The sequence below is a fragment of the Corynebacterium camporealensis genome, assembly GCF_000980815.1.
Classification (GTDB): domain Bacteria; phylum Actinomycetota; class Actinomycetes; order Mycobacteriales; family Mycobacteriaceae; genus Corynebacterium; species Corynebacterium camporealense.
Map to the genome: position 1 here is coordinate 2,215,845 of NZ_CP011311.1, position 20,765 is coordinate 2,236,609.

The 20,765-nt window shown below is 62.2% G+C and carries 15 protein-coding genes and 1 tRNA gene; 10 read left to right on the forward strand and 6 right to left on the reverse strand.

Going from position 1 to position 20,765, the window contains the following annotated elements; translation table 11 throughout:
* The first annotated feature begins 36 nt into the window (after positions 1 to 36).
* Genes UL81_RS10350 through UL81_RS10365 form a run of 4 tightly spaced genes read left to right on the forward strand, consistent with a single transcriptional unit; the run spans position 37 to position 6,307 of the window.
* Positions 37 to 3,114: a heterodisulfide reductase-related iron-sulfur binding cluster gene (locus tag UL81_RS10350; RefSeq protein ID WP_046453570.1), complete on the forward strand. Its 3,078-nt coding sequence runs from the start codon at positions 37 to 39 to the stop codon at positions 3,112 to 3,114.
* A gap of 32 nt (positions 3,115 to 3,146) precedes the next feature.
* Positions 3,147 to 4,403, forward strand: coding sequence for a cation:proton antiporter (locus UL81_RS10355; protein WP_035106391.1), 1,257 nt, complete (start codon positions 3,147 to 3,149; stop codon positions 4,401 to 4,403).
* Between the two features lie 16 nt (positions 4,404 to 4,419).
* The gene (locus UL81_RS10360) at positions 4,420 to 5,040 is read left to right on the forward strand and encodes a DUF1707 SHOCT-like domain-containing protein (protein WP_236684469.1); all 621 of its coding nucleotides are present in this window, start codon (positions 4,420 to 4,422) and stop codon (positions 5,038 to 5,040) included.
* A gap of 37 nt (positions 5,041 to 5,077) precedes the next feature.
* Positions 5,078 to 6,307: a pyridoxal phosphate-dependent aminotransferase gene (locus UL81_RS10365; RefSeq protein ID WP_046453571.1), complete on the forward strand. Its 1,230-nt coding sequence runs from the start codon at positions 5,078 to 5,080 to the stop codon at positions 6,305 to 6,307.
* Positions 6,308 to 6,351: 44 nt separating this feature from the next.
* Here the strand turns inward: UL81_RS10365 and UL81_RS10370 are convergent, their stop codons facing one another.
* Together UL81_RS10370 and dcd are read right to left on the reverse strand one after the other, a co-directional pair.
* Positions 6,352 to 7,662, reverse strand: a complete 1,311-nt coding sequence (locus UL81_RS10370; RefSeq protein WP_179944133.1) for a UDP-glucose dehydrogenase family protein — start codon at positions 7,660 to 7,662, stop codon at positions 6,352 to 6,354.
* 48 nt (positions 7,663 to 7,710) lie between these two features.
* A complete protein-coding gene (dcd, locus tag UL81_RS10375) occupies positions 7,711 to 8,274 on the reverse strand; it encodes a dCTP deaminase (RefSeq protein WP_035106382.1) in 564 nt (187 codons plus the stop codon).
* Positions 8,275 to 8,326: 52 nt separating this feature from the next.
* Between dcd and UL81_RS10380 the strand changes: the two genes are divergently transcribed.
* The 3 genes from UL81_RS10380 (at position 8,327) to cydC (ending at position 11,821) form a co-directional block, all read left to right on the forward strand.
* Positions 8,327 to 8,400 (forward strand) — tRNA-Gly (locus UL81_RS10380).
* Between the two features lie 50 nt (positions 8,401 to 8,450).
* Positions 8,451 to 10,100 (forward strand): ABC transporter ATP-binding protein/permease, encoded by a 1,650-nt coding sequence (locus UL81_RS10385; RefSeq protein WP_052097769.1) that lies wholly within the window; start codon positions 8,451 to 8,453, stop codon positions 10,098 to 10,100.
* Entirely contained in the window at positions 10,097 to 11,821 is a 1,725-nt protein-coding gene (gene cydC, locus UL81_RS10390) for a thiol reductant ABC exporter subunit CydC (RefSeq protein WP_035106380.1), read from the forward strand. Before UL81_RS10385 ends, cydC begins: the two co-directional genes overlap by 4 nt.
* Positions 11,822 to 11,911: 90 nt before the next feature.
* Here cydC and UL81_RS10395 read toward each other — a convergent pair whose 3' ends face one another.
* From UL81_RS10395 to UL81_RS10405, 3 genes are all read right to left on the reverse strand, one after another.
* Positions 11,912 to 12,931 (reverse strand): HNH endonuclease signature motif containing protein, encoded by a 1,020-nt coding sequence (locus tag UL81_RS10395; RefSeq protein WP_035106379.1) that lies wholly within the window; start codon positions 12,929 to 12,931, stop codon positions 11,912 to 11,914.
* Between the two features lie 100 nt (positions 12,932 to 13,031).
* The gene (locus tag UL81_RS10400) at positions 13,032 to 14,714 is read right to left on the reverse strand and encodes a VanW family protein (RefSeq protein ID WP_179944097.1); all 1,683 of its coding nucleotides are present in this window, start codon (positions 14,712 to 14,714) and stop codon (positions 13,032 to 13,034) included.
* A gap of 34 nt (positions 14,715 to 14,748) precedes the next feature.
* On the reverse strand, positions 14,749 to 15,843 hold the full coding sequence (locus UL81_RS10405) for a glycoside hydrolase family 3 N-terminal domain-containing protein (RefSeq protein WP_046453572.1): 1,095 nt from the start codon (positions 15,841 to 15,843) through the stop codon (positions 14,749 to 14,751).
* A 58-nt stretch (positions 15,844 to 15,901) separates the two neighbouring features.
* Between UL81_RS10405 and UL81_RS10410 the strand changes: the two genes are divergently transcribed.
* From UL81_RS10410 to UL81_RS10420, 3 genes are read left to right on the forward strand one after another with little or no spacing between them, the layout of a single operon-like run.
* Entirely contained in the window at positions 15,902 to 16,411 is a 510-nt protein-coding gene (locus tag UL81_RS10410) for a universal stress protein (protein WP_035106377.1), read from the forward strand.
* Positions 16,412 to 16,429: 18 nt separating this feature from the next.
* Positions 16,430 to 16,627, forward strand: coding sequence for a DUF2613 domain-containing protein (locus tag UL81_RS10415; protein ID WP_035106376.1), 198 nt, complete (start codon positions 16,430 to 16,432; stop codon positions 16,625 to 16,627).
* Positions 16,587 to 19,646, forward strand: coding sequence for an alpha-(1->3)-arabinofuranosyltransferase domain-containing protein (locus UL81_RS10420; RefSeq protein WP_046453573.1), 3,060 nt, complete (start codon positions 16,587 to 16,589; stop codon positions 19,644 to 19,646). The genes UL81_RS10415 and UL81_RS10420 overlap by 41 nt, the downstream gene beginning before the upstream one ends.
* On the opposite strand, the gene UL81_RS10425 is transcribed toward UL81_RS10420, so the two are convergent.
* The gene (locus UL81_RS10425; protein ID WP_052097767.1) at positions 19,568 to 20,713 is read right to left on the reverse strand and encodes an acyltransferase family protein; all 1,146 of its coding nucleotides are present in this window, start codon (positions 20,711 to 20,713) and stop codon (positions 19,568 to 19,570) included. The genes UL81_RS10420 and UL81_RS10425 overlap by 79 nt on opposite strands.
* Positions 20,714 to 20,765 lie beyond the last annotated feature (52 nt).

Consider the following 20,765-nt stretch of genomic DNA (forward strand, 5'->3'; position numbering starts at 1 on the left):
GCGCACAGACACAAGGGACGCAGTTAAAGGAGCACGATGACGACCGTATTTGGGTGGCTGGCAATCCTGATTTCACTGCCGGTGTGGGGTTATTTCCTCTACCGCGCATTCCAGCTATTTAAGTACGTCCGCTCCGGCGGCCCCACCGTGCTGCCGCGCACCAACCGCCCCGGCGCGCGCCTGGGCCGAGTCTTCATCGAAATCTTCGGCCACACCCACTTCAAAGCGCGCCCCTTTGTCAACGCCGCCCACTGGGCCGTCATGGTCGGCTTCCTCTTCGGCGCGATTGTCTGGTTTGAGTCCTACATCCACACCTTCGCCCCGCATTCCGGCTGGCCACTGCTCAAAGACTGGTCCGTCTACCACTTCGTCGAAGAAGTCCTCGCCCTGGCCACCATCGTGGGCGCGCTCTTCCTCATCGGCGTGCGCCTGCGCTTCGGCCATACCGAACGCGGCTCGCGTTTCTACAACTCCCAAGTCTTCCCCGCCTACCTCGTCGAGACCATCGTTCTCCTCGAAGGCATCGGCATGCTCGCGGTGAAATCCGCCAAAATCGCCACCTACGACAACGCCACCTGGGCCGATTTTCTCAGCCGCAGCATCGCTCAGCTGCTACCTGCCTCCCCCGAGCTCGTCTCCGCCATCGCGCTGTTCAAGCTGGTCGTCGGCCTGGTCTTTATCGCCAGCATCGCCCGCTTTTTCACCTGGGGTGTGATGTGGCACCGCTTCACCTCCTTTTTCAACATCTTTTTCCAGCGCAACCCCGACGGCGAGAAAGCCCTGGGCAAACTCCCCACGCCCGAGCTTGACGACGAACCCACCGCCCCCAACTCCTGGAAAATGCTGCTCGACACCACCGCGTGTACCGAATGCGGCCGCTGCCAGGACCTCTGCCCTGCCTGGAATACCGAAAAGCCACTGAGCCCGAAAAAGCTCATGATGGATCTGCGCGATGCCGGCGTGGAGAACTACAACCCACATGCCGGTGTCAACGTCCTGGCCATGGCGAATGCCATCGACGACGACGTGCTGTGGGCATGTACCAACTGCGGCGCCTGTGTCGACCAGTGCCCCACCGACATTGAACACCTCGACCACGTCGCCGACCTACGTCGTTTCCGCGTCCTTGCCGAGTCCAACTTCCCCTCCGAACTCACCGGCCTATTCAAAAACATCGAAACCAAGGGCAACCCGTGGGGCCGCAACAATTCCGAGCGCCGCGACTGGATCGACGAAGCCCGCGCCGACGGCATCGATGTGCCGATCATTGGCGAAGACGACCTCACCGAGATGGAATACCTCTTCTGGGTTGGCTGTGCTGGCGCCTACGACGACCACGCCAAAACCACCACCCGCGCTGTCGTCGATCTCCTGCACACCGCGGGTGTGAAGTTCGGCGTCCTGGCCACCGGCGAGACCTGCACCGGCGATCCCGCCCGCCGCGCTGGCAACGAGTTCCTCTTCCAGATGATGGCTGAGCACAACGTTGCCACGCTTAACGATGCCTTCTCCGGCCTCGACCGCCGCAAAATCATCACCACCTGCCCACACTGCTTTAACACCCTGCGCAACGAATACCCCGACTTCGACGGCCACTTCGAAGTCTTCCACCACACCCAACTGCTCAACCGCCTGGTTCGCGAAGGCCTGCTCAAGCCTGTCCCCCGCACCCCGGACAAGCGGGCGCCTATCACCTACCACGACCCCTGCTTCCTGGGCCGCCACAATCGCGTCTACGATCCCCCGCGCGAACTTCTCGAAGCCACCGGCGTCGAACTCACCGAAATGTCCCACAACCGCAGCGAAGCCTTCTGCTGTGGCGCAGGTGGTGCCCGCATGTTCATGGAAGAACGCCAGGGCACTCGCATCAATGAGTTCCGCACCCAACAAGCCCTCGATACCGGCGCTTCCGAAATCGCCACCGGCTGCCCCTTCTGCAACGTCATGATTTCCGGCGGCGTCAAGACACTTACCGCCGACCAACCCAACTCCCCCGAGGTCACCGACGTCGCCGTCCGCCTGCGCAACTCGATTGCCGACGACAACGGCAACCTCCCCACCCCGCGCCCCAAGGCCTTCCTCGGCGAACCCAACCGCCGCACCCTACCCCTCTCCACCGCCAAGCCCACTTCACAATCTGCATCCAAGCCAACCCCCACGGACGCAACCAAGAGCACCGACACCGCACCTTCTTCCAGCGCGCCGACCCCCACCGCGACCCCAAGCGCTCCCACAACCCCAGCAGCCGACACTCCTTCCGCTCCTGCTGCTCCTTCGGCACCGGCTGCACCCGCTGCTCCCTCGGCACCAACCCCGCCGACGCCGAACGCTCCTGCCACGCCTGCCGCACCCAAGGCCCCTGCAGCACCGGCTACGCCAAAGCCTCCAGCGGCACCTTCCGCTCCGGCGGCACCCGCAGCGCCAGCAGCTCCTTCGGCTCCGGCAGCACCCTCCGCACCGAAAGATGCAAAGACGCCACAACCGCCGGCAGCCCCTCAGGCTCCCAGTGCGCCTCAGCCACCTGCAGCTCCCGCAGCGTCACAAGCACCCAGTGCTCCAGCCGCGCCTGTTGCTCCGGCAGCACCCAAGGAACCGGAAGCAACCCAAACCCCAGCCCCGCCAGCGGCACCCTCGGCACCGGCTGCGCCAAAGGTTCCCACGGCGCCAAATGCCCCGGCCGCACCTGCAGCTCCGGCTGCACCACAGGCCAACGAGGCACCCCAGCCGCCTGCGGCACCCAAGCCACCCAGCGCACCGCAACCACCGGCAGCGCCAGGGTCCTCGTCTGTGCCTAGTGCACCAGAAGCCCCTGCCACGCCGAAGCCTCCTGCAGCACCGAAACCACCCGAGGCCCCTGCGGCTCCACAGGCACCCAGTGCTCCGGCCGCACCCGCAGCTCCAGCTGCGCCACAGGCCAACCAGGCACCGCAACCGCCTGCGACACCCAAGCCACCCAGCGCGCCTCAACCACCTCAAGCCCCGGCCACGCCTAAGGCTCCCGCAGCACCCAAACCACCGGCTGCACCACAGCCACCCGCTGCGCCGAAGGCTCCAGAATCGGGCAATGAACCGCCCGCTCCACCGGCGCCACCTGCACCGCCGCGCTCCGAGTAGTTGTCTGAGCTAATGAGGCGTAGCCTCTTAATATGCTTTTGGAGCTAAACAACTCGATGGTCCTCGCGGCGGGGGCCACGGAATATACGGATTCGCTGGTTTCCTTCGCCTGGATTATGGCGGCAGCACTTCTCGCGCCGCTGATTTCATTCATGTTGGGCAAGCGCATGCCCGCAGTGGCGTTGCTGCTGATTTTCGGCATGATCATCGGTCCTTCGGTGCTGGGCTTAGCGACGGAAGACGCCGGCATCGGCATGCTCAAAGAACTTGGCGTGGGTGCGCTGTTCCTGTTGGCAGGCTTTGAAATCAACCTAACCACCCTGCGTTCCAAACAAGCCGCCACCGGCCTATCCACGTGGATTATTTGCTTTATTGCCTCCGCAGTTGGTGCGTACTTCTTAGTCGATAGCACCGCCGTGGCCATCGTCATGGCAATCGCGGTGACCTCGACTGCGCTGGGCACGCTGACGCCGATGCTTAAGCAGGACGGCCTGATTGGCACCAAGGTCGGTGACTCGGTGATGATTCACGGCGCGATTGGTGAGCTCGCCCCGGTTGCGGCGATGGCGTTGCTGCTAAGTACCCGTTCCACGCTGACGACCGCCCTGATTCTGCTGGCCTTCCTGGTCATCGCCGTCGTCGTAGCACTTGCCCCGGGTGCTATCGGCGGGCTCTCGCCATGGATTAAAAAGGCGTTTATCTCCGGTGCCGGTTCGACGAACCAGACCATCATGCGCCTTATCGTGTTGATGCTCGCTATCCTCATGGCCGTCACGGCGGTGTTCGAACTCGATATTGTGCTCGGCGCATTTGCTACCGGCATTATTCTTAACCGCATCATCCCGGGCGAGTACCACAAGCACCTCGAACGCCGTCTCGACGTGCTGTTTTACTCCCTGCTCATCCCGGTCTTCTTCGTGGTCTCCGGTATGTCCATCGACTGGGAGGTCATCCGCGACAACCCACTGAAGGTCCTGGGCCTGCCACTGCTTATTCTGTGTACCCGCGGTATTCCAGTCTTCCTGCGCGAAAATGTCGGCCACACCGGCTCCGAGATCGAAAGCACCCGCGAGCGCATCCAGGTCGCACTCTATGCCGCCACCGGCCTGCCGATCATCGTTGCGGTAACTACCCTGGCCGTGAACTCCGGTTTGCTCGACCAGGAAACCGCGTCGCTGTTTATTGCCGGCGGTGCGCTTACCGTGGCCATCTTCCCACTCTTGGCCAGCCTCATCGGTCCGGAGAAACCCAGCCAGAAAGACGACGCCACAAACGACGACAGCGATTAAGCACTAGGATGGTCGCATGAGCAACTACGGTTCTTCCCAGCCCATCCGGCTTTCCGATGCCGAACGCAACGACGCCATCAACGACCTCGCCCGCGCCGTCGGCGAGGGCAGGCTATCTATGGATGAGTTCGAAGAACGCTCCGACGACATCATGCGCGCGCAAACCAAAGCCGACCTGGTGCCAGTCTTCCGCGACATCCCCACCCAGCAGACGAACGAGGTCAAGCTCTACTCCCAGGGCGATATCGAGCGTGCGAGGCAGGCAGGTCGCAAGCCACGCTTGACGACGGCACTCGTCGGCACCCTAGGCTTAGGCTTCGGCGGCACTGCGGTACTCGCCACCGCCACTGGCGTCGGCATGGTGCTGGGCGGCCTGGCCCTGTTCACGCTGATTCCTATTCTGTGGATCATGCTCTATGTCGCCAAGGTTGGCCCCGATTCCTGGCATACGCCGTCTGTGCGCCAGATTGAGCGCGCCCAACAACGCGAAATCCGCGCCCTCACCGCGGCCCAGCGCGCCGAGCAAAAGGCGATTGAGCAGCAGATGTGGGCGGAGCGTCGTCAGCAAGCTGGCGAGATTACTGGCCAGGCACTGGACATGGCCAAGAAAAAATTCGACAAATGGAATCAGAAATAAGACCGTTTGTGAAGTCAGTTAATGGCACAATGTGTCCATGACTAATCCGCAACACCGCATTTTTGACCAATCCGACAAGCTCAAAGGCGTCGCCTATGACATCCGCGGCGCGGTCTCTGCGGAGGCGGAGCGCATGGAGCTGGATGGTCACGCCATCTTGAAGCTCAACACCGGCAACCCGGCTGTCTTCGGTTTCGATGCTCCGGATGTCATCATGCGCGATATGATTGCGGCCCTGCCGACCTCTCAGGGCTATTCGACGTCCAAGGGCATTATCCCGGCGCGCCGGGCAATTGTCACCCGCTACGAGCTAGAGGACTTCCCCCACTTCGACGTCGATGATGTCTACCTGGGCAATGGTGTCTCCGAGCTCATCACGATGGTCACCCAGGCATTGCTTAACGATGGCGACGAAGTCCTCATCCCCGCCCCCGACTATCCCCTGTGGACCGCGGCTACCTCCCTGGCGGGCGGTACCGCCGTGCACTACCTCTGCGATGAGGAAGACGACTGGAACCCGTCTATCGAGGACATTCGTTCCAAGGTCACCGGGCGCACCAAGGCGATTGTGGTCATCAACCCGAACAACCCGACCGGTGCGGTTTACTCCCGGGAGGTGCTCCAGCAGATTGTGGATGTCGCCCGCGAGAACAACCTCATCATCCTCGCCGATGAGATCTACGACCGCATTCTTTACGATGGCGCCCAGCACACCTCCATCGCATCCTTAGCCCCCGATATCCTCACCCTGACCTTCAACGGCCTATCCAAGTCCTACCGCGTGGCCGGCTACCGCGCAGGCTGGATGGTCATCACCGGCCCGAAGAACTACGCCGAGGGCTTTTTGGAGGGCATCGAAATACTCGCCAGCATGCGTCTGTGCCCCAACGTGCCTGCTCAGCACGCCGTACAGGTCGCCCTCGGTGGGAGACAGTCCATCTTCGAGCTCACCGGCACCGGCGGTCGCCTGCTCAAGCAGCGCAACATCGCCTACGAAAAGCTCAACGAAATCCCGGGCGTTTCTGTCACCAAGCCGATGGGCGCACTGTACGCCTTCCCGAAACTGGATCCGAACGTCTACGAAATCCACGACGACTCCCAGCTCATGCTGGATATCCTGCGCGCAGAAAAGATCCTCATGGTGCAAGGCACCGGCTTTAACTGGCCGGATACGGATCACTTCCGTATCGTCACGCTACCGTGGGCATCCCAGCTCGAAAACGCCATCGAGCGCCTCGGCAACTTCTTGGCTTCCTACAAACAGTAACTGCTTTCGCAGTTACCGGCTCCGCGATTACCGGCGTTCGGCGGTTACACCGAACGCCCCAGGGCACGCATGTCCCACCCGGCTGCCTGCCAGTCGGAAACGTTCAGGACGTTGCGGCCATCAATCAGTGTGGCACGAGCAACCAGCTCGCGCGCCCACTGCGGATCCATCTGCCTAAACTCCTGCCACTCGGTGGCCAGGATGACCAGCTCGGTGTCTTCCAGCGCTTCGGACAGGGAGTCGGCGTAGTTGAGCGTCGGGAAGACCTTGCGCGCATTGTCCATGCCCTCTGGGTCATAGACGGTCACTGCGGCACCGGCCAGCGACAGCGAACCTGCCACCGACAGCGCCGGCGAATCGCGCACATCGTCCGAATTCGGCTTAAACGCACAGCCCAACACCGTCACGCGGTGTCCCAAAAGCGATCCGTCAAAGCTCTCCTTCGCCATTTCCACCACGCGATCACGCCGGCGCATATTGATGGCATCGACCTCACGCAGGAAGGTCAGCGCCTGGTCCGCACCCAGCTCACCCGCGCGGGCCATGAATGCGCGAATGTCCTTCGGCAGGCAACCACCGCCAAAGCCCAGACCAGCGCCTAAGAACTTGCGGCCGATGCGCTCATCCAAACCAATCGCATCCGCCAGCGCCACGACGTCGCCACCTGCAATCTCACAAATCTCGGAGACGGCATTGATGAAGGAAATCTTCGTCGCCAAGAATGCGTTCGCCGAGACCTTCACCAGCTCTGCAGTCTGCAGGTCAGTGACCAAGAAAGGGGTGTCCTGCTCAAGCGCCTGCGCGTAGACCTCGCGCGCGACCTCCACCGGTTTCTCGTTCGTTGCACCAATTACGATGCGGTCTGGGGTAATCGTGTCGTGCACTGCGTACCCCTCGCGCAAAAATTCCGGGTTCCACGCGATGTGGATGGTGGTGCCGGGGTGGGAGAGGTCATCGGCAAGCAATTGCAGCTCCGCAGCCGTGCCCACCGGAACTGTGGACTTGCCAAAGATGATGTGCTCGCCAGTCAGCTGCGGCACCAGCGACTCAATCACGCCGCGCACATAGGACAAATCCGCAGCATAGGATCCATGGCGCTGCGGAGTGCCCACGGCGAGGAAATGCACATGCGCAAAATCAGCAGCCGCCGCATAATCCGTGCTAAACCCCAGGCGACCTGCTGAGATATTGCGCTCCAGGACCTCCGGCAAGCCCGGCTCAAAGAACGGAACCTCACCCTGCTGAAGCAAGCCAATCTTGTGCTCATCCACGTCCACGCCCAGGACCTCGTGGCCGAGTTCTGCCATACACGCCGCATGCGTAGCACCGAGATAACCAGTGCCAATAACCGTCATCTTCATGACAACGCATACTACGGCCCGGAGTTGAACACCGGATGAAGCTTAGCGGAAGTTCAGGTAAGACTTCGACGGCGTCGGGCCGCGCTGGCCCTGGTACTTCGAGCCCAGCGTGCCGGTGCCGTACGGACTTTCTGCTGGGGAAGACATCTGGAAAATAGCCAGCTGGCCGACCTTCATGCCGGGCCACAGGCTAATCGGCAGGTTCGCGGTATTGGACAGCTCCAAAGTGATGTGGCCGGAAAAGCCCGGGTCGATAAAACCCGCGGTGGAGTGGGTCAGCAGACCCAGGCGGCCCAGGGAGGACTTACCCTCCAGACGGCCGGCCAGGTCGTGCGGCAAGGTGAACTTCTCCAACGTCGCACCGAGTACGAACTCGCCGGGGTGCAGCACGAAAGCATCACCCTCTTCGACCTCTACCAAGCTGGTGAGATCCGGCATCTCCTCTTTCGGATCAATGTGGGTATAACGCGAGTTATTAAACACGCGGAAATACTTATCCAGCCGCACATCAATCGAGGAAGGCTGAATCAACGCCTCATCAAAAGGCTCGATCGCGAGCTTGTCAGAGTCGAGGGCAGAACGAAGATCTTTGTCCGATAAAAGCACGGGACCTATTTTACGCACGCTTTTATCCCGGGTGTACAGTAGGGACAATCAGGCCGATGTAGTTTAATGGTAGAACTTGAGCTTCCCAAGCTTACGGCGCGGGTTCGATTCCCGTCATCGGCTCCACTGCACCCACGCCCTTTGGCTGGGTGCACTCGCATATCGAGGACTTATCGATGAGCCATCACCCCCACCGTGCCGGCCCACCGGCTCCGAAGACCGACTTTTTCAATCCCGGCAATCCCGCGATTTATCGCCAGGTGGCTATTTCCGTGGTCCATGCGCTGGCGATGGGCATGGCGCTGTTAGGTGTGGCACACCTCCTTGGCGCTTTGCTTTCCGATGCTCCCCTCTCCCCCTGGCTGCCTATCACCATCGTTGGCCTCGTAGTCGCCTGCCTTTGCGATGTGGCATTAGGAGTCTCCCGCGATAAGGCGCGCACCCGGGAAGAAGCCCGCATTCGTCGTGCGTTGTTGGCGCATGCGTTCAAACTCGGTCCGGCGCGGTTTACCTCGACGGAGACGGGTCGCATCGTGTCGCTGCTGACGGATTCGCCGGAACGGGTGACGAATTACCGCCAGGGCTATATCGGTCAGCTCGTCGGTGCGGTGCTCACTCCTTTTATCACGCTGCTGCTCGTCGCGGTGTTCGTCGACTGGCTCAGCGCGCTCGTGCTCGTCGTGTGCATTCCTTTTGTGCCACTGACGTTGTGGCTGTTTAACAAGCTGTTCCGTCGCGATTCCTCTGCCTCGCGTGCGATGCGTGCGCGCCTAGCGGGTCAGTTTCTCGAGGCGATTCAGGGCCTGCCGACGTTGGTGGGGCTGGGGGCTGATGGGGGCATCGGTAAGCGTTTGGCTCGCGTGGGTGAGGACAACCGCCAAACCCTCATGCGGGTGCTGGCCCGCAATCAGCTGCTGTTGTTTGTGACTGAGGCCGTGTTCAGTCTGTTTCTGGTGTGTGCGGCGCTGTCGCTGGCGTGGTGGCAGCTGGATGCCGGTGCGATTGATGTCGCCGGGGCGCTGGCGTTGGTGCTGGTGACCGGGCAGCTGATTCGCCCGATTCACCAGGTGGGCGGCTTTTTCTACATCGGTATGGCCGGCCGCGGTGGCATGGCGGCGATGGCGCGTTTCCTCGCCCGTCGCACTCCCACCACCCAACCCGCACAGCCTGACGATGCCCGCATCCACACCCGCGCCCTCTCCTTCAGCTACGGGGAGAAACCAGTGCTGTCGGATATTTCTTTCTCGCTTAACGATGGCCATGCCCTCACCCTGCAAAGTACCTCCGGTAGCGGCAAGACGACGCTGCTGTCCGTATTGGCGGGTAACTTGCTGCCGACCTCTGGCTCCGTGTCCGTCGATGGTGTTGCGCTGGGTTCTGGTACCCAGGACGAGGTGCGCTCCCGGAGTGCCGTGGTCAATCAGCACACCTGGCTGTTTAATGCCACGCTTGCGGAGAACCTGCGCCTGGCGAACCCTTCTGCTTCTGAGGACGAGATGTGGTCAGCGCTATCTGCCGTGGCGTTGGATTCCTGGGCGCGTTCGTTGCCTGCCGGGTTGGATACCCATCTCGGTGAGCGCGGCGCCGGTGTCTCCGGTGGTCAGGCCCAGCGCATCTCGTTGGCTCGTGCGTTGCTCTCGGGGCGTGACCTGTATCTGCTCGACGAGCCGACCTCGCAGGTCGACCTGGAATCCCAAGCCGTGATTGAAAAAGTCATCGCGCGTATGGCGAAGGAATCCACCCTGGTGTTGGCCACCCACCGTGCCGCCGTCGCACAAGGTGATGTCTACCGCCTGGATGGCGGCCGATTGGAGAAGGACGCATGATTACTCGCTGGCTGATTTCTTCCACCCGGCCTGTGTTGGCACCGCTGGGTGCCTCCGTGCTTTTCCGGCATCTGTATTTCTTTGCCCATCTTGCCCTGCTGGGAATTGGCGCGTGGGTGATTGCCGCCATCGCACGCGGGACGTTTGATACTCCGCTGTGGCAGCCCATCTTGTTGCTCGTCGCTCTGGCGCTGGGCAAGGCCGTATTCAATTATGTCGAGCATTTCTTGGGCCACCTCGTGGCGTTTAAGGCGCTGGAGCTGCTGCGCGTACGCCTCTACCACGACCTGATTCCCCTGGCCACAGACCAGCGCCGCACCTCCGGTGACCTGCTCACCCGCGCAACGAAGGACATCGACCGCATCGAGGTGTTCTTCGCCCACACGCTCGCCCCGGCACTGACCGCAGTCACGATTCCTCTGTTGACGGTGCTGTGCGCGATTCCTTTCGTCGGCTGGCCCATTGCGCTGGTTGCGGCTCTCGGCCTGCTGATGAGCGTGGTCGTCGTGCCGCTCATCGGCGCCCGTGCCGGCATCCGTGGGGCGCGTTTGGTGAATAAGGCCCGTGCGGACATCGCACAGCATGTCACCGACTCGCTGCAGGGCATGCAGGAAGTTACCGGCTACGGCCGCACCCAGGAACGCCTCGAGGAGACCTCCGCCCTGGATGCCACGCTCGATTCGGCGCAGGCACCCCGCGGTCGTTGGGCCGCGCTTCGCGATGCCGCCGCCACCGCCACCAGCATCAGCACCATCCTGGTCATCGCCTTAGTTGGCCTTTCCTCCGATGTCGATGCCACCGCCGTCATCGTCTTTGCAGCCGTGACCTGGGGGCTGTTTGATATCACCGCCGGCGTGCGCGAATTCAGCGGTTCGCTGGCTGCCTCCTTTGCCGCCGCCGAGCGCGTCCACGACATCGCCACCGCCGCGCCCGTTGTGCCGGAGCTGGTCACGCCCCGTGCGCTGCCCGAAGGCCCGCTCGGCGTGGAACTTCAGGACGTGACCTACTCCTATCCCACCGTCGGTGAGGTTCGCCCCCGCGCACTTTCCGATGTCCACCTCACCATCCCCGCCAGCTCCCACATCTGCCTAGTCGGTGCTTCCGGTTCCGGTAAGTCGACCGTGTTGAGCATGATCGCCCGCCACGCGGACCCGGATGCTGGCACGGTAAAGCTCACCGGCGGAGACAAAGCCATTGCTCTGCCGGAAGTCGGATTGGATGACCTGCGCTCGCGGGTGCTGCTGGTGGAACAAAGCGCGGTGTTGTTCCGCGGCACCGTCGCAGAAAACCTCCGCCTGGCCAATCCTGAGGCCAGCGATGAAGAACTCTGGGAAGCTCTGCGCGTAGCCGCGCTGGATGAGGCCATCCGCGACCGCGATGGGTTGGAGACCGATATTGGTGAAGGCGGCAAGCAGCTATCCGGCGGGCAGCGACAGCGACTCGCCTTGGCGCGTGCTGTGCTGCGCCGCTCTAGCGTGCTCTTGCTGGATGAGTACACCGCACACCTCGACGACGCGACGGCCGCCCAAGTACGCGCCAACCTCCGCGAGGCGCTGCCAGAGGTGACGATTGTGGAATCGACTCATTCGCCGGCTTCACTCGACGACGCAGACTACATCTATCTCCTCGACAACGGCGAAGTTCGCGCCGAGGGCACCTTAGATGAGATTGCGCAGCAGCCTGCCTGGAAACAACTCATGGAACGCCAGGCCTCTAGGTAGAAGGAAAACGCCTCCTGGCCCGTGGGCATGCCTGCTCACGGGCTTTTTGGGCTTTGGGAAGCCAGGGATGTGGTTTGTGACTTCTGGCTTCTAGGGGTCGCCGGCTCGTTTGGTCCAGGGTGGGAGCCAGACGACTTTGCCGTTTCGTCTTTCGAAACGGCCGTGCTTCGGCGGGGCGTTGGCGTCGTCATCGTTCCAGCCGTTGTGGAACTTACACGCCACCGTTAAGTTCTCCGCGTTGGTTTCACCGCCGTACTTCCAGGGCTGCATGTGGTGGATTTGGCACTGATCGGCAGGTGCGTTGCACTTATACCCCGGACAGGTCGGATTCTCAGCACCAGCCATAATGCGCTGCTTGTCGTTGGCGAAGCGTTCGGTCCGGTAGAGGTTTACCGGGCCTTTGACCGGGTGGATGATGGTGACAAAGCCATACTCGGCAAACTTCCGGCGAACGAATTCTGCGCCGGTGATGACGGCACCGTTGGTCATGCGCAGTTTAATCTCATCGCCGTTGCCTTCGATGATTTCTGCCAACTCATCCAAGTTGATAACGACGTTGGTAATCGCGGTGGTGGGCTCAGCGCCAACGTGGCCGAAGAAGATCTCGTTGAAAGAATCTACCGGGCGCTTTTTATCCAGGGCGCCTTCGATGTCAGCGATTTCAGCCTGGGTGCCGGTAATCGCCATCGTCCACAGGTCGTTTTTACGTCGGTAGACGGTGATGCCGCGTTGGCGAGTGGGAGTGTCGCGCATTTCTTTGAGTTTGGCTTTGGCGAGTTTTTCCATCGCTAAGGTGTCGGCAGGCATGCGGCAGAGTTGCTTGCATAGCTGCCAGACCTGCTTGAGAGAGGGCGCGCGCAGGGAGTAGCGGACAATGACTTCGAGGGTGGGCACGGAGTGGTTGCGCTCGAAGGCGTGCTTGATGCAGTCGCGTTGGTAGCCGCTGAACTTGGTAGGCCCGTAGAAGTGTTGGGCGATTTGGTGGATAGAGCGTGCCGTTTTGTCGGGCATGCCCATGCGTACAAGGTCATGCGCGGTGTGGCCCTGGGCATCGGTAGCTACCTGCATGCCCGGGCCTAGCGCGGTGATTAATCCTTGTAACGAGGTCATGACACCTAGCGTAAATGGGTGTCAACCCCATTGATAGAGAAAATTTTTAGCCTGTGGATAACTCGGCAAAAGCCCAGTTCGCAAGTTAAAAAGGAAATCGCTATCCGCAGGTAACAATCGGCTGCGGGTCATAGACTGTGGTAGTCGTTTCGCGGCTGATTTCCTTGCCGGAAAGATCGCGGATGATGCGGGTGTCGGACGTCGTAAAGCCTGGTGCACCGGAGGAGGGCGAGCAGTCCGAACCGGAAACCTGCTGTGGCTGCGGTTGGGTTTGTGCCCAGCGGCCGTTGTTGACGGATTCGACATCCAGGGTGCGCACGCCCATCAGGCGGACGGTGATGTCGCCGCCGCCGAAGTCGGTCTCGATGCGCACTGGATGATCGGTGGTGTTGGTGAACTGCAGGTCAATAGCACCTTCGTAGACGGTGGCTTCGCGGCCGGCCGGGTAACGGGAGATGTAGTAGGAGTGCGGGGTGTGCGCGGTATCTTCCATGCCGGCGAAGTAGGCGGCGTTGTACAACGTGGTGGCGAACTGGGAGATGCCGCCGCCGACAGCGGTGCCGGAGCGGCCGTCGATGATGATGTCGGATTCGACATAGCCCTGTGCGGTACCGCGCGGGCCGGTGTAGCCGTTGAGCGAGAAGGTCTCGCCCGGGTTAACCACAGCGCCGTTGACCTGGCCAGCGACGATTTCGATGTTGCGGCCCGAGGCAGCGGAGTAGCCGCCGGTGGTAAAGGAGCCCACGACGTCGTCGAAGGTGGAGTTCTCGGCGTCTTCGGTGGTGAAGTCGGCCGGGTCCGGACGGTAGTCGGCGTCCCACTCGCGGTCGTCACCGGTCACGCGGTCCGCAAAATCTTCCATGGTTGGTTCCCAGTCGATGACCTCGCCATCAGTAGACGGGGTGACCTGCTTGGAGCCGCCGGAGAAAGAAACCTTGGCGTTCTCGCCAGGTACTTCGGCGCCTTCCATGCGCTCGGCAAACAGTTCCTGGGCGCGCTTTTCATCGACTTCGAGGTGCAACTTGCCATCGCGGGCAGCAATGGAGGTGAACTGGGAAATCTCCGGCTTATCCAGCACGGCCGTGACGTCGTTCTTGGCGTGCAGGGTCAGTGGATTATCCAGAGCCTTGGCAGCATCGCCGGTGCGCATCTCTTCAATAGCGTCTTTGTTAATAGCCGGTTCAACCTCGACGGCCTCGACAGATACGCCTTCGGGATCGAGCCACTCATCCGTAATGGCCTCGCGCAGGGCGGGCTCCTCCACGGTCTGGCCGAGTACCGGATCGGTGATATCCAGGCGACCCTCGTTGAGTTCGACCATGCCGTCCTTCGGCTCAGAAGACAGGTCTTCCTTCACGCGGTCAACGGTGGGGTTAAAGGCAGCTTCATCAGTATCGACGACGACCGGCACCTCAGAGGTCGGCTTAAAGAAGCTATACAAGCGGCTAAACGGATTCAGGGACGCATCAGGAATGCCATCAACGGCCGCCTGATAGTTCAGCGACAGGCCCGCCTCAGCCGGGATGAACTCAGAGTGGAGTTCTTCGGCGGTGACGGTGACGGGTTGGCTGTGGACATCGCCAAGCTCTGCTTCGAGCTTATCGACGGCAGCCGTACGCTCCATGTTGGAGATATCCACTCCGCCCACAGAGGTGGCGCGCGGGACTTTGCCCTGGTTGGCGGCAACGTCCCAGGCGTACATAATTCCGGCAATCAGCAACAGACCCACCACTACTCCGGCGGTGATGATCCAGCCTTTGCGCTTTCCTGATGCGTGTTTCACACGCTAAAGACTAACGCCACACCCTCAGGTTTGCCTAAAACTCCGCTGATATCTCCCCAGCACGGATGGCTTCGGCGACGCGATCGATGACGTGATTGATGTCCTCGCCGGTGGACCACAGGGCAACGTCGGCGCCGGCATGCAGGGAGCTGACGACGGCATCGGCAAGCGGCATTTGGTCGGTAATAGCACGCATGCCGCCGATGTCGTCGGTGTAGATGGTTCCGGAAAAGCCCAGGTGATCACGGGCCAACTGGTAGGCAGCGGGGTTGAGTGAGGAGGGGCGGGCATCGCCAAGCTCTGGCACAGACATATGGCCCATCATCAGCCCTGCCTCAGGAACGGCGGGCACGGCGATGTCGAAGGGGATGAATTCGTGGTGGAAAAGCTCCGGCAACGGTGGGGTGACGGCGGTGACGTGGTGGGTATCACCAGAGGCGCGGCCGTGGCCGGGGAAATGCTTGAACACCGGGCGCACGCCACCTTGCTGCAGGCCGCGGGCGAAAGCGGCCCCCATCTCGCCGGCTTGGTGCGGGTCGAGGGAGAAGGCGCGGTCGCCAACGACGTCCAGGTTGCCGCCGTCGACGTCGAGGACGGGTGCGAAGTTCACCGTGACCCCGCGGGCGGCCAGGGTCTGGCCAACCTGCCTGCCGATGTCTTCTACCTGCGCCGGGTCTCCCGCCGCGGCCATGGCCTGGGGCGTGGGGAAAGAGCCGAAAATGTCGGCGAAGCGCTGGACGCGGCCTCCCTCGAAGTCGATGGCCACCTCGAAATCGCGGCCCACCTGGGCGCGCAGGGCGTGAATGTCGCGGCCGGGCTCGGTCAAAAGCGCAGGGTCGGCCCAACTAGGAATAAAAATGCCACGGACACCAGTGTGGAGTTTATGGAGTGCGTCATCGAAGTTGACCGCGGGCGGCATGAGGTGGGCGGCGGCTGCAGCGCGGACTTCCTCGTCGCTCGGCGGGGCAGGCTCTGGCGGCGAAGTGGAGCTCGTCGGGGTGTTGGTCACGCTTTCTGGGGTGGTGAGATTGGTGTGCGTGGAGGGGTTTTCGTTGGGTGGGCTGCAGGCGGTGGTCATCGTTAAGCACACCGCTGCTGCCGCTGCTACCAATCCCCGGGCAAAAGTCATGCCTCCAGTGTGCCCCAAACCCGCCCGGAGGCAACAACCCACGATTAGGATAGGCGCCATGAGTAATGGCGAGACCATGTTGATTGCATACGACGGCACCGAACGCGCAGCCCGTGCCATGGAATGTGCCGCCAGGTTGCTGCGCCCGCTGCAGGTAGAAATCCTGACCGCGTGGGAACCAGTGGCCAGGCAGGCAGCCCGTGCGGTGTCGCGAACCGGCATGCACCAATCGACGATTTCTCCCGACCGCATGGAAGACGATCCTGCGTATGAGGAGGCCATGGAGATTTGTCAGCAGGGTGTGGCCGTGGCGGAGTCGCTGGGCCTGCGCGGGCGTGCGCACCTGGTGGAGTCCTCGACGACGATTGCCTCGGCTATTGTCGATGCCGCGCAGGAGCTGGATGTCGACGTCATCGTCACCGGCACGCGCGCCCTGTCGGGATTTAGGAGCTGGTGGACGAACTCCACCGCGGACTACATCGTGCGCAATGCCGGATTGCCGGTTTTTATCGTTCCGCCAGAAAATGATGAAGACGACGACGATCAAGACCCGGAATACTTCGACTAACCTGCTAGAATCTGGCGCATGGCTCTGGAATCCGATTCTTTAAACAAGCGCACGCTCGGCCCTGCCGTCGGTAGCGCTGTGGTGGGCATCGCGCTCGGCGTCATCACTATCGTCGGTGTGGCCCAGTTCAGCAGCGCTAACACCGTGCCAGAAGGCAATGCGGTCTCGGCTGCCGATGCCGTCATGGGCGGCCCGGAATACGGCTCGCGCAATTAACGCACGCACCCAGCGCCTGGCCGGGCTGGCCTTCCTGGCGCTTATCGTGCTGCTGCAGCCCTGGGGGCTTACGGCTGCCGATACCAAGCACGACCTCGCCGCGAACCCGGCCGGATTCCTGCGCGGCGCTTTGTCGGTGTATACCGATAACTTCACCCTAGGCCAGATCCAAAACCAGGCCTACGGTTATCTTTTCCCGCAAGGGCCTTTCTTCCTGCTTACTGACTTCCTCCCCGACTGGGTTGCCCAGCGGCTGTGGTGGTTCATTGTGTTGGCAGTGGGCTTTGTGGGTTTTCATCTTTTAGCCTCCAAGGTGGGCCTGCGCGGCTGGGGCGCGTGGGTGGCGGCGTTGTTGTATGCGCTCTCGCCGCGCGTGCTCAGTACTTTGACAGCCATTTCTTCAGAGACCTGGCCGGTCATGTTGGCACCCTGGGTGCTGCTTCCGCTGCTTAATGAGCGATTGACCTGGCGCGATGGTGCCGTCGCTGCGATTCCGGTGGCGCTGATGGGCGCGGTCAACGCGACGGCGACGCTGGCGGCGTGTGTGCCGGCGTTGGTGGTGCTGGTCTATCGCAAGGCGTGGCGCCCGGGCGCGGCCTGGCTGGGTGCGTGCGCGCTGGTCTCGGCGTGGTGGATCATTCCGCTGCTGGTGCTGGGGCGTTATGCCCCGCCTTTTACCGAGTTCATCGAGTCCGCGCACGTCACGACGCGCTGGCTCAACCTGCCGGAAATCCTGCGCGGTGCCACCAGCTGGTCGCCTTTTGTCGATACTGAGCGCGTTGCCGGTTTTGCCGTGGCCACTGAGCCGGTCTTCATCCTGGTGACGACCGCGTTGGCCGCGATGGGTCTGTATGGCCTGTACCGCCTGCCGCGGGTATGGGCGCTGATGCTGGTTGTCGGCATCACGATCCTGGGCATCCAGGCACAGTGGTATTTTGATGCGCTCGATGGTCCGCTGGCTGCGCTGCGTAACCTGCACAAGTTCGATCCGCTAGTGCGCATTCCGCTGCTGCTCGGTGTGGCTGCGGCCTGCGCGAAATTAGAACTGCCCACCTCGCTGCGCCCGACCCGGCGCGCCGCGCAAGGCATGCTGGTCGTATTGGTGACCGCGATTGCGATTGCGCCTGCCTGGTCGCAGCGCCTTCTGCCGCTAGGTGCTTACGAAGAAGTGCCAGATTATTGGCACGAGGCAGCGGACTTCCTCAATGAGAACGCGGCGAATACGCGCACGCTCATCTACCCGGAGGCGTCTTTTGCCCGCCAAGAATGGGGCTGGACGCGCGATGAGCCAGCGCAGCCGCTTCTCGATGTCCCCTGGGCCGTCCGCGACGCCATCCCGCTCATACCACCAGAAGCCATCCGCGGCCTGGACGGTTTGATGGCCACCATGGAGGAATCGCCTAAGCAGGCCACGCGTGCGCTGGAACGCCTCGGCATCGGTGCGGTGTTGTTGCGCCACGACTTAGAACACGATGATTCTCAAGTTACCGCCCAGGACTTCGACGGCGAAGTCCACACCTTTGGTGAGGTCGACGTGGTCATGCTCAACCGCGACGCAAACGTCTCAATTTCGGACACTGATGCAGTGTCCGTTGCGGGCGGCGGCGAATCCCTGGCCTTCCTCGATGCCTTTGACGGTCCAGCCGCGCGCGAACTCGTCGACCAGGACGCGGAGATCGTCACCGATACGCCGACGCTCACCGACAGAAATTACGGCACCCTCAACGGGCCCATCTCCGCGCCGCTCGCCGAGCGCGATCCCAGCACCGTAAATAACCGCCTGCGCGACTACCCTTCCGCTGGTGCCCCGGTAACGGTGGAGGAACGTGGGGGTACGGTTGCGGCATCGTCAAGTAATGCGGATGCCGACGCCCTGGGCGGGGCGAAGCCTGCGCGCGGGGTGAGCGCGGCCGTGGACGGGGAGAACACCACCGCGTGGTGGCCTGCACCTGGGGATTCCGGGTGGATTGAGCTGCGCGGCGAGTTCCCGAACCCGCGGCTGGACATCATGGCGACGAAGGATACGACCGTGACGATTCGCTCCGGCGAGGCCGCTGTCGAGGTGGACTTGCGCGCTTATCGCTCCAAGGAAGTCGCCGTGCCTGGCGGGGATACTGATGCCATCCGCGTGGAGCTCGATGAGCGCGCCGGCATCGCGGAACTTGCCGTGCAGGGCCAGCCGGTCGAGCGCGTCGTGACCGTGCCGGATACCTCGGAAAATGTGCGGCAGTTCTTCTTCCAACAGATGCTGCAGGATACGCGCGTACTCATCCGCGAGTTCACGGTGCCGCGCGCGATGACCGTGGAGATTTCCGGTACGAAGCCCGTGCTTATCGATGGCACCCGCCACCAGCCCGGCGACACCATCGACCTGACTGCGGGTCAACACCTGCTGCGCACGACGGGTGCGTGGGTGAGCCTGCGCGATGTCACCTGGCAGCCGCCGCAGGATTACCAGGTCAGTGATGGTTCGGTGGCTGCTGCGGATGAGGAACGATTGCTGATTACCGGGCGGGCTTTCAATGAGGGCCTACGCGGCTTTGTCGGTGATGAGGAGCAGGAACCGCGCGAAATTGATGCCGCAACGCAAGCCTTTGTGATTCCCGCTGGTGTCGCTGGTGAGTTCCGCATGGAACATGCTGCGCAACGCACTTACCTGGCCGGACTCGTCGGCGGTGGTGCCGTGGGATTGATTAGTTTGGGCGTGCTGTTGTTGCTGCGTCGTCCTGCGCGTCCGGCATGGCGTGAACAAGGTGCGGCGTGGCCGGTGGCAGTGTGTGGCCTGGGCGCGTTGGCGCTGGTGAGCTGGCCTGCCGCGCTGGTCGGTGTGGCTGCGTGGGCGGTGCTGCGCTGGACGACGTTGCCGGCGCCGTGGCTGAGTGCCGGTCTGATGCTGGCTGCCGGTGCGATGTTGGCGCGTGCGCCGTGGCCGGATGCGAACTATGCCGGGGATTCGCTCTTGCTGGAGTTGTTGGTGGCTGCGGCGTTGGCTTGTCTGTGGGCGCCGGGGCGTCGATAAGCAGCAAGCCACTGGTTGAGCCAGGTGCGGGCGGGCTTTTCTACCAGGATGTAGCTGGCCGCCGAGACTGGAATGGTCAGCGCCACCGTGGCCAGAAGGATGACGCAGAAATCCCAGGTGCTGCCGCTAAACAGCGAGATGCCGGTAAGTGGAAAGGCCACGCTGAGTAAGGCCACGTGCCACAGGAAGATGGAGTAGGACCAGCGGCCGAGTGCCTGGAAGAGCGGTGTGGTGAGCAGGGAGTTCTCACGCGGCAGCAGTGCTACGGGCACCACAACGCAGGCAGCGAAGATGCCGCCAACGAGGACGCGCCGGGCAAACTCGCCAGGTTCCGGATGTTCCAGGCCTAAAGGCCCGAAGAACTCGCGGCTAGCCAACCAGAGGCAACCAATCGCCGGTAGCCAGGACAGCGGACGAATCCAGCGCAGGCCCTGAACACGAGCGGTATGCGGTTCGAATTCTGCGGCGAGCATGCCGACGACAAACCACAGCGTGTAGGCCGGCGGCCAGATCTGCGAATTGATGTCGCCGTCTTCGAAATCTGCAACGAAGGGCAGGAATCCCCAGCCCAGGCTCACGACGGCGGCAGCAATGAGAACGATGATGCGGGTGCGTGCGGCAAGGGTGCCGATGGTCATCGTCAGCAAAGGAAGCACCAGGTAGAAGGCGAACTCGACGCACAGGGACCACAGGTGGGTCAGTCCCGGTGCGAGGCCTTCCGCGACATAAATCTGGGTCGAGGTGAGGTTGACCAGGACTTGTTTCACCGTAAACGTCGCGGGGAAGAAGAGCAGGACGGCGATAACGCAGGTGAGATATGCCGGAACCAGGCGGGTAAAACGGGAGAAGAAATAGCGCGCCGGCGAATGCAGGCCGCGGCGGCGCCACAACAAGAATGCAGACAGGGCGAAGAAGACCGCGACGAAGTAATCGAAGCGCTCCGCAATTCCCCACCCGGTGCCGGTTTGGAAAGAGACATGCGTGACAACCACGCCTAAGGCCGCGATAGCGCGTAGACCATCTAGTTCCGGCAGGTGGTGCGGTAACCTCAAAGTCTGTGTTGGCAACCGCCACTCCTTAAAGTGTTCCTGCGAGATTCTGATTGGACATAGTACTGCA

Coding starts and splice junctions, on each gene's coding strand:
- cydC (WP_035106380.1), top strand. CDS start 10,097: ATGATTACTCGCTGGCTGATTTCTTCCACCCGGCCTGTGTTGGCACCG.
- UL81_RS10420 (WP_046453573.1), top strand. CDS start 16,587: ATGCCGTCATGGGCGGCCCGGAATACGGCTCGCGCAATTAACGCACGC.
- UL81_RS10370 (WP_179944133.1), bottom strand. CDS start 7,662: ATGACGGTTATTGGCACTGGTTATCTCGGTGCTACGCATGCGGCGTGT.
- UL81_RS10350 (WP_046453570.1), top strand. CDS start 37: ATGACGACCGTATTTGGGTGGCTGGCAATCCTGATTTCACTGCCGGTG.
- UL81_RS10410 (WP_035106377.1), top strand. CDS start 15,902: ATGAGTAATGGCGAGACCATGTTGATTGCATACGACGGCACCGAACGC.
- UL81_RS10405 (WP_046453572.1), bottom strand. CDS start 15,843: ATGACTTTTGCCCGGGGATTGGTAGCAGCGGCAGCAGCGGTGTGCTTA.
- UL81_RS10415 (WP_035106376.1), top strand. CDS start 16,430: ATGGCTCTGGAATCCGATTCTTTAAACAAGCGCACGCTCGGCCCTGCC.
- UL81_RS10365 (WP_046453571.1), top strand. CDS start 5,078: ATGACTAATCCGCAACACCGCATTTTTGACCAATCCGACAAGCTCAAA.
- UL81_RS10395 (WP_035106379.1), bottom strand. CDS start 12,931: ATGACCTCGTTACAAGGATTAATCACCGCGCTAGGCCCGGGCATGCAG.
- UL81_RS10355 (WP_035106391.1), top strand. CDS start 3,147: ATGCTTTTGGAGCTAAACAACTCGATGGTCCTCGCGGCGGGGGCCACG.
- UL81_RS10385 (WP_052097769.1), top strand. CDS start 8,451: ATGAGCCATCACCCCCACCGTGCCGGCCCACCGGCTCCGAAGACCGAC.
- UL81_RS10360 (WP_236684469.1), top strand. CDS start 4,420: ATGAGCAACTACGGTTCTTCCCAGCCCATCCGGCTTTCCGATGCCGAA.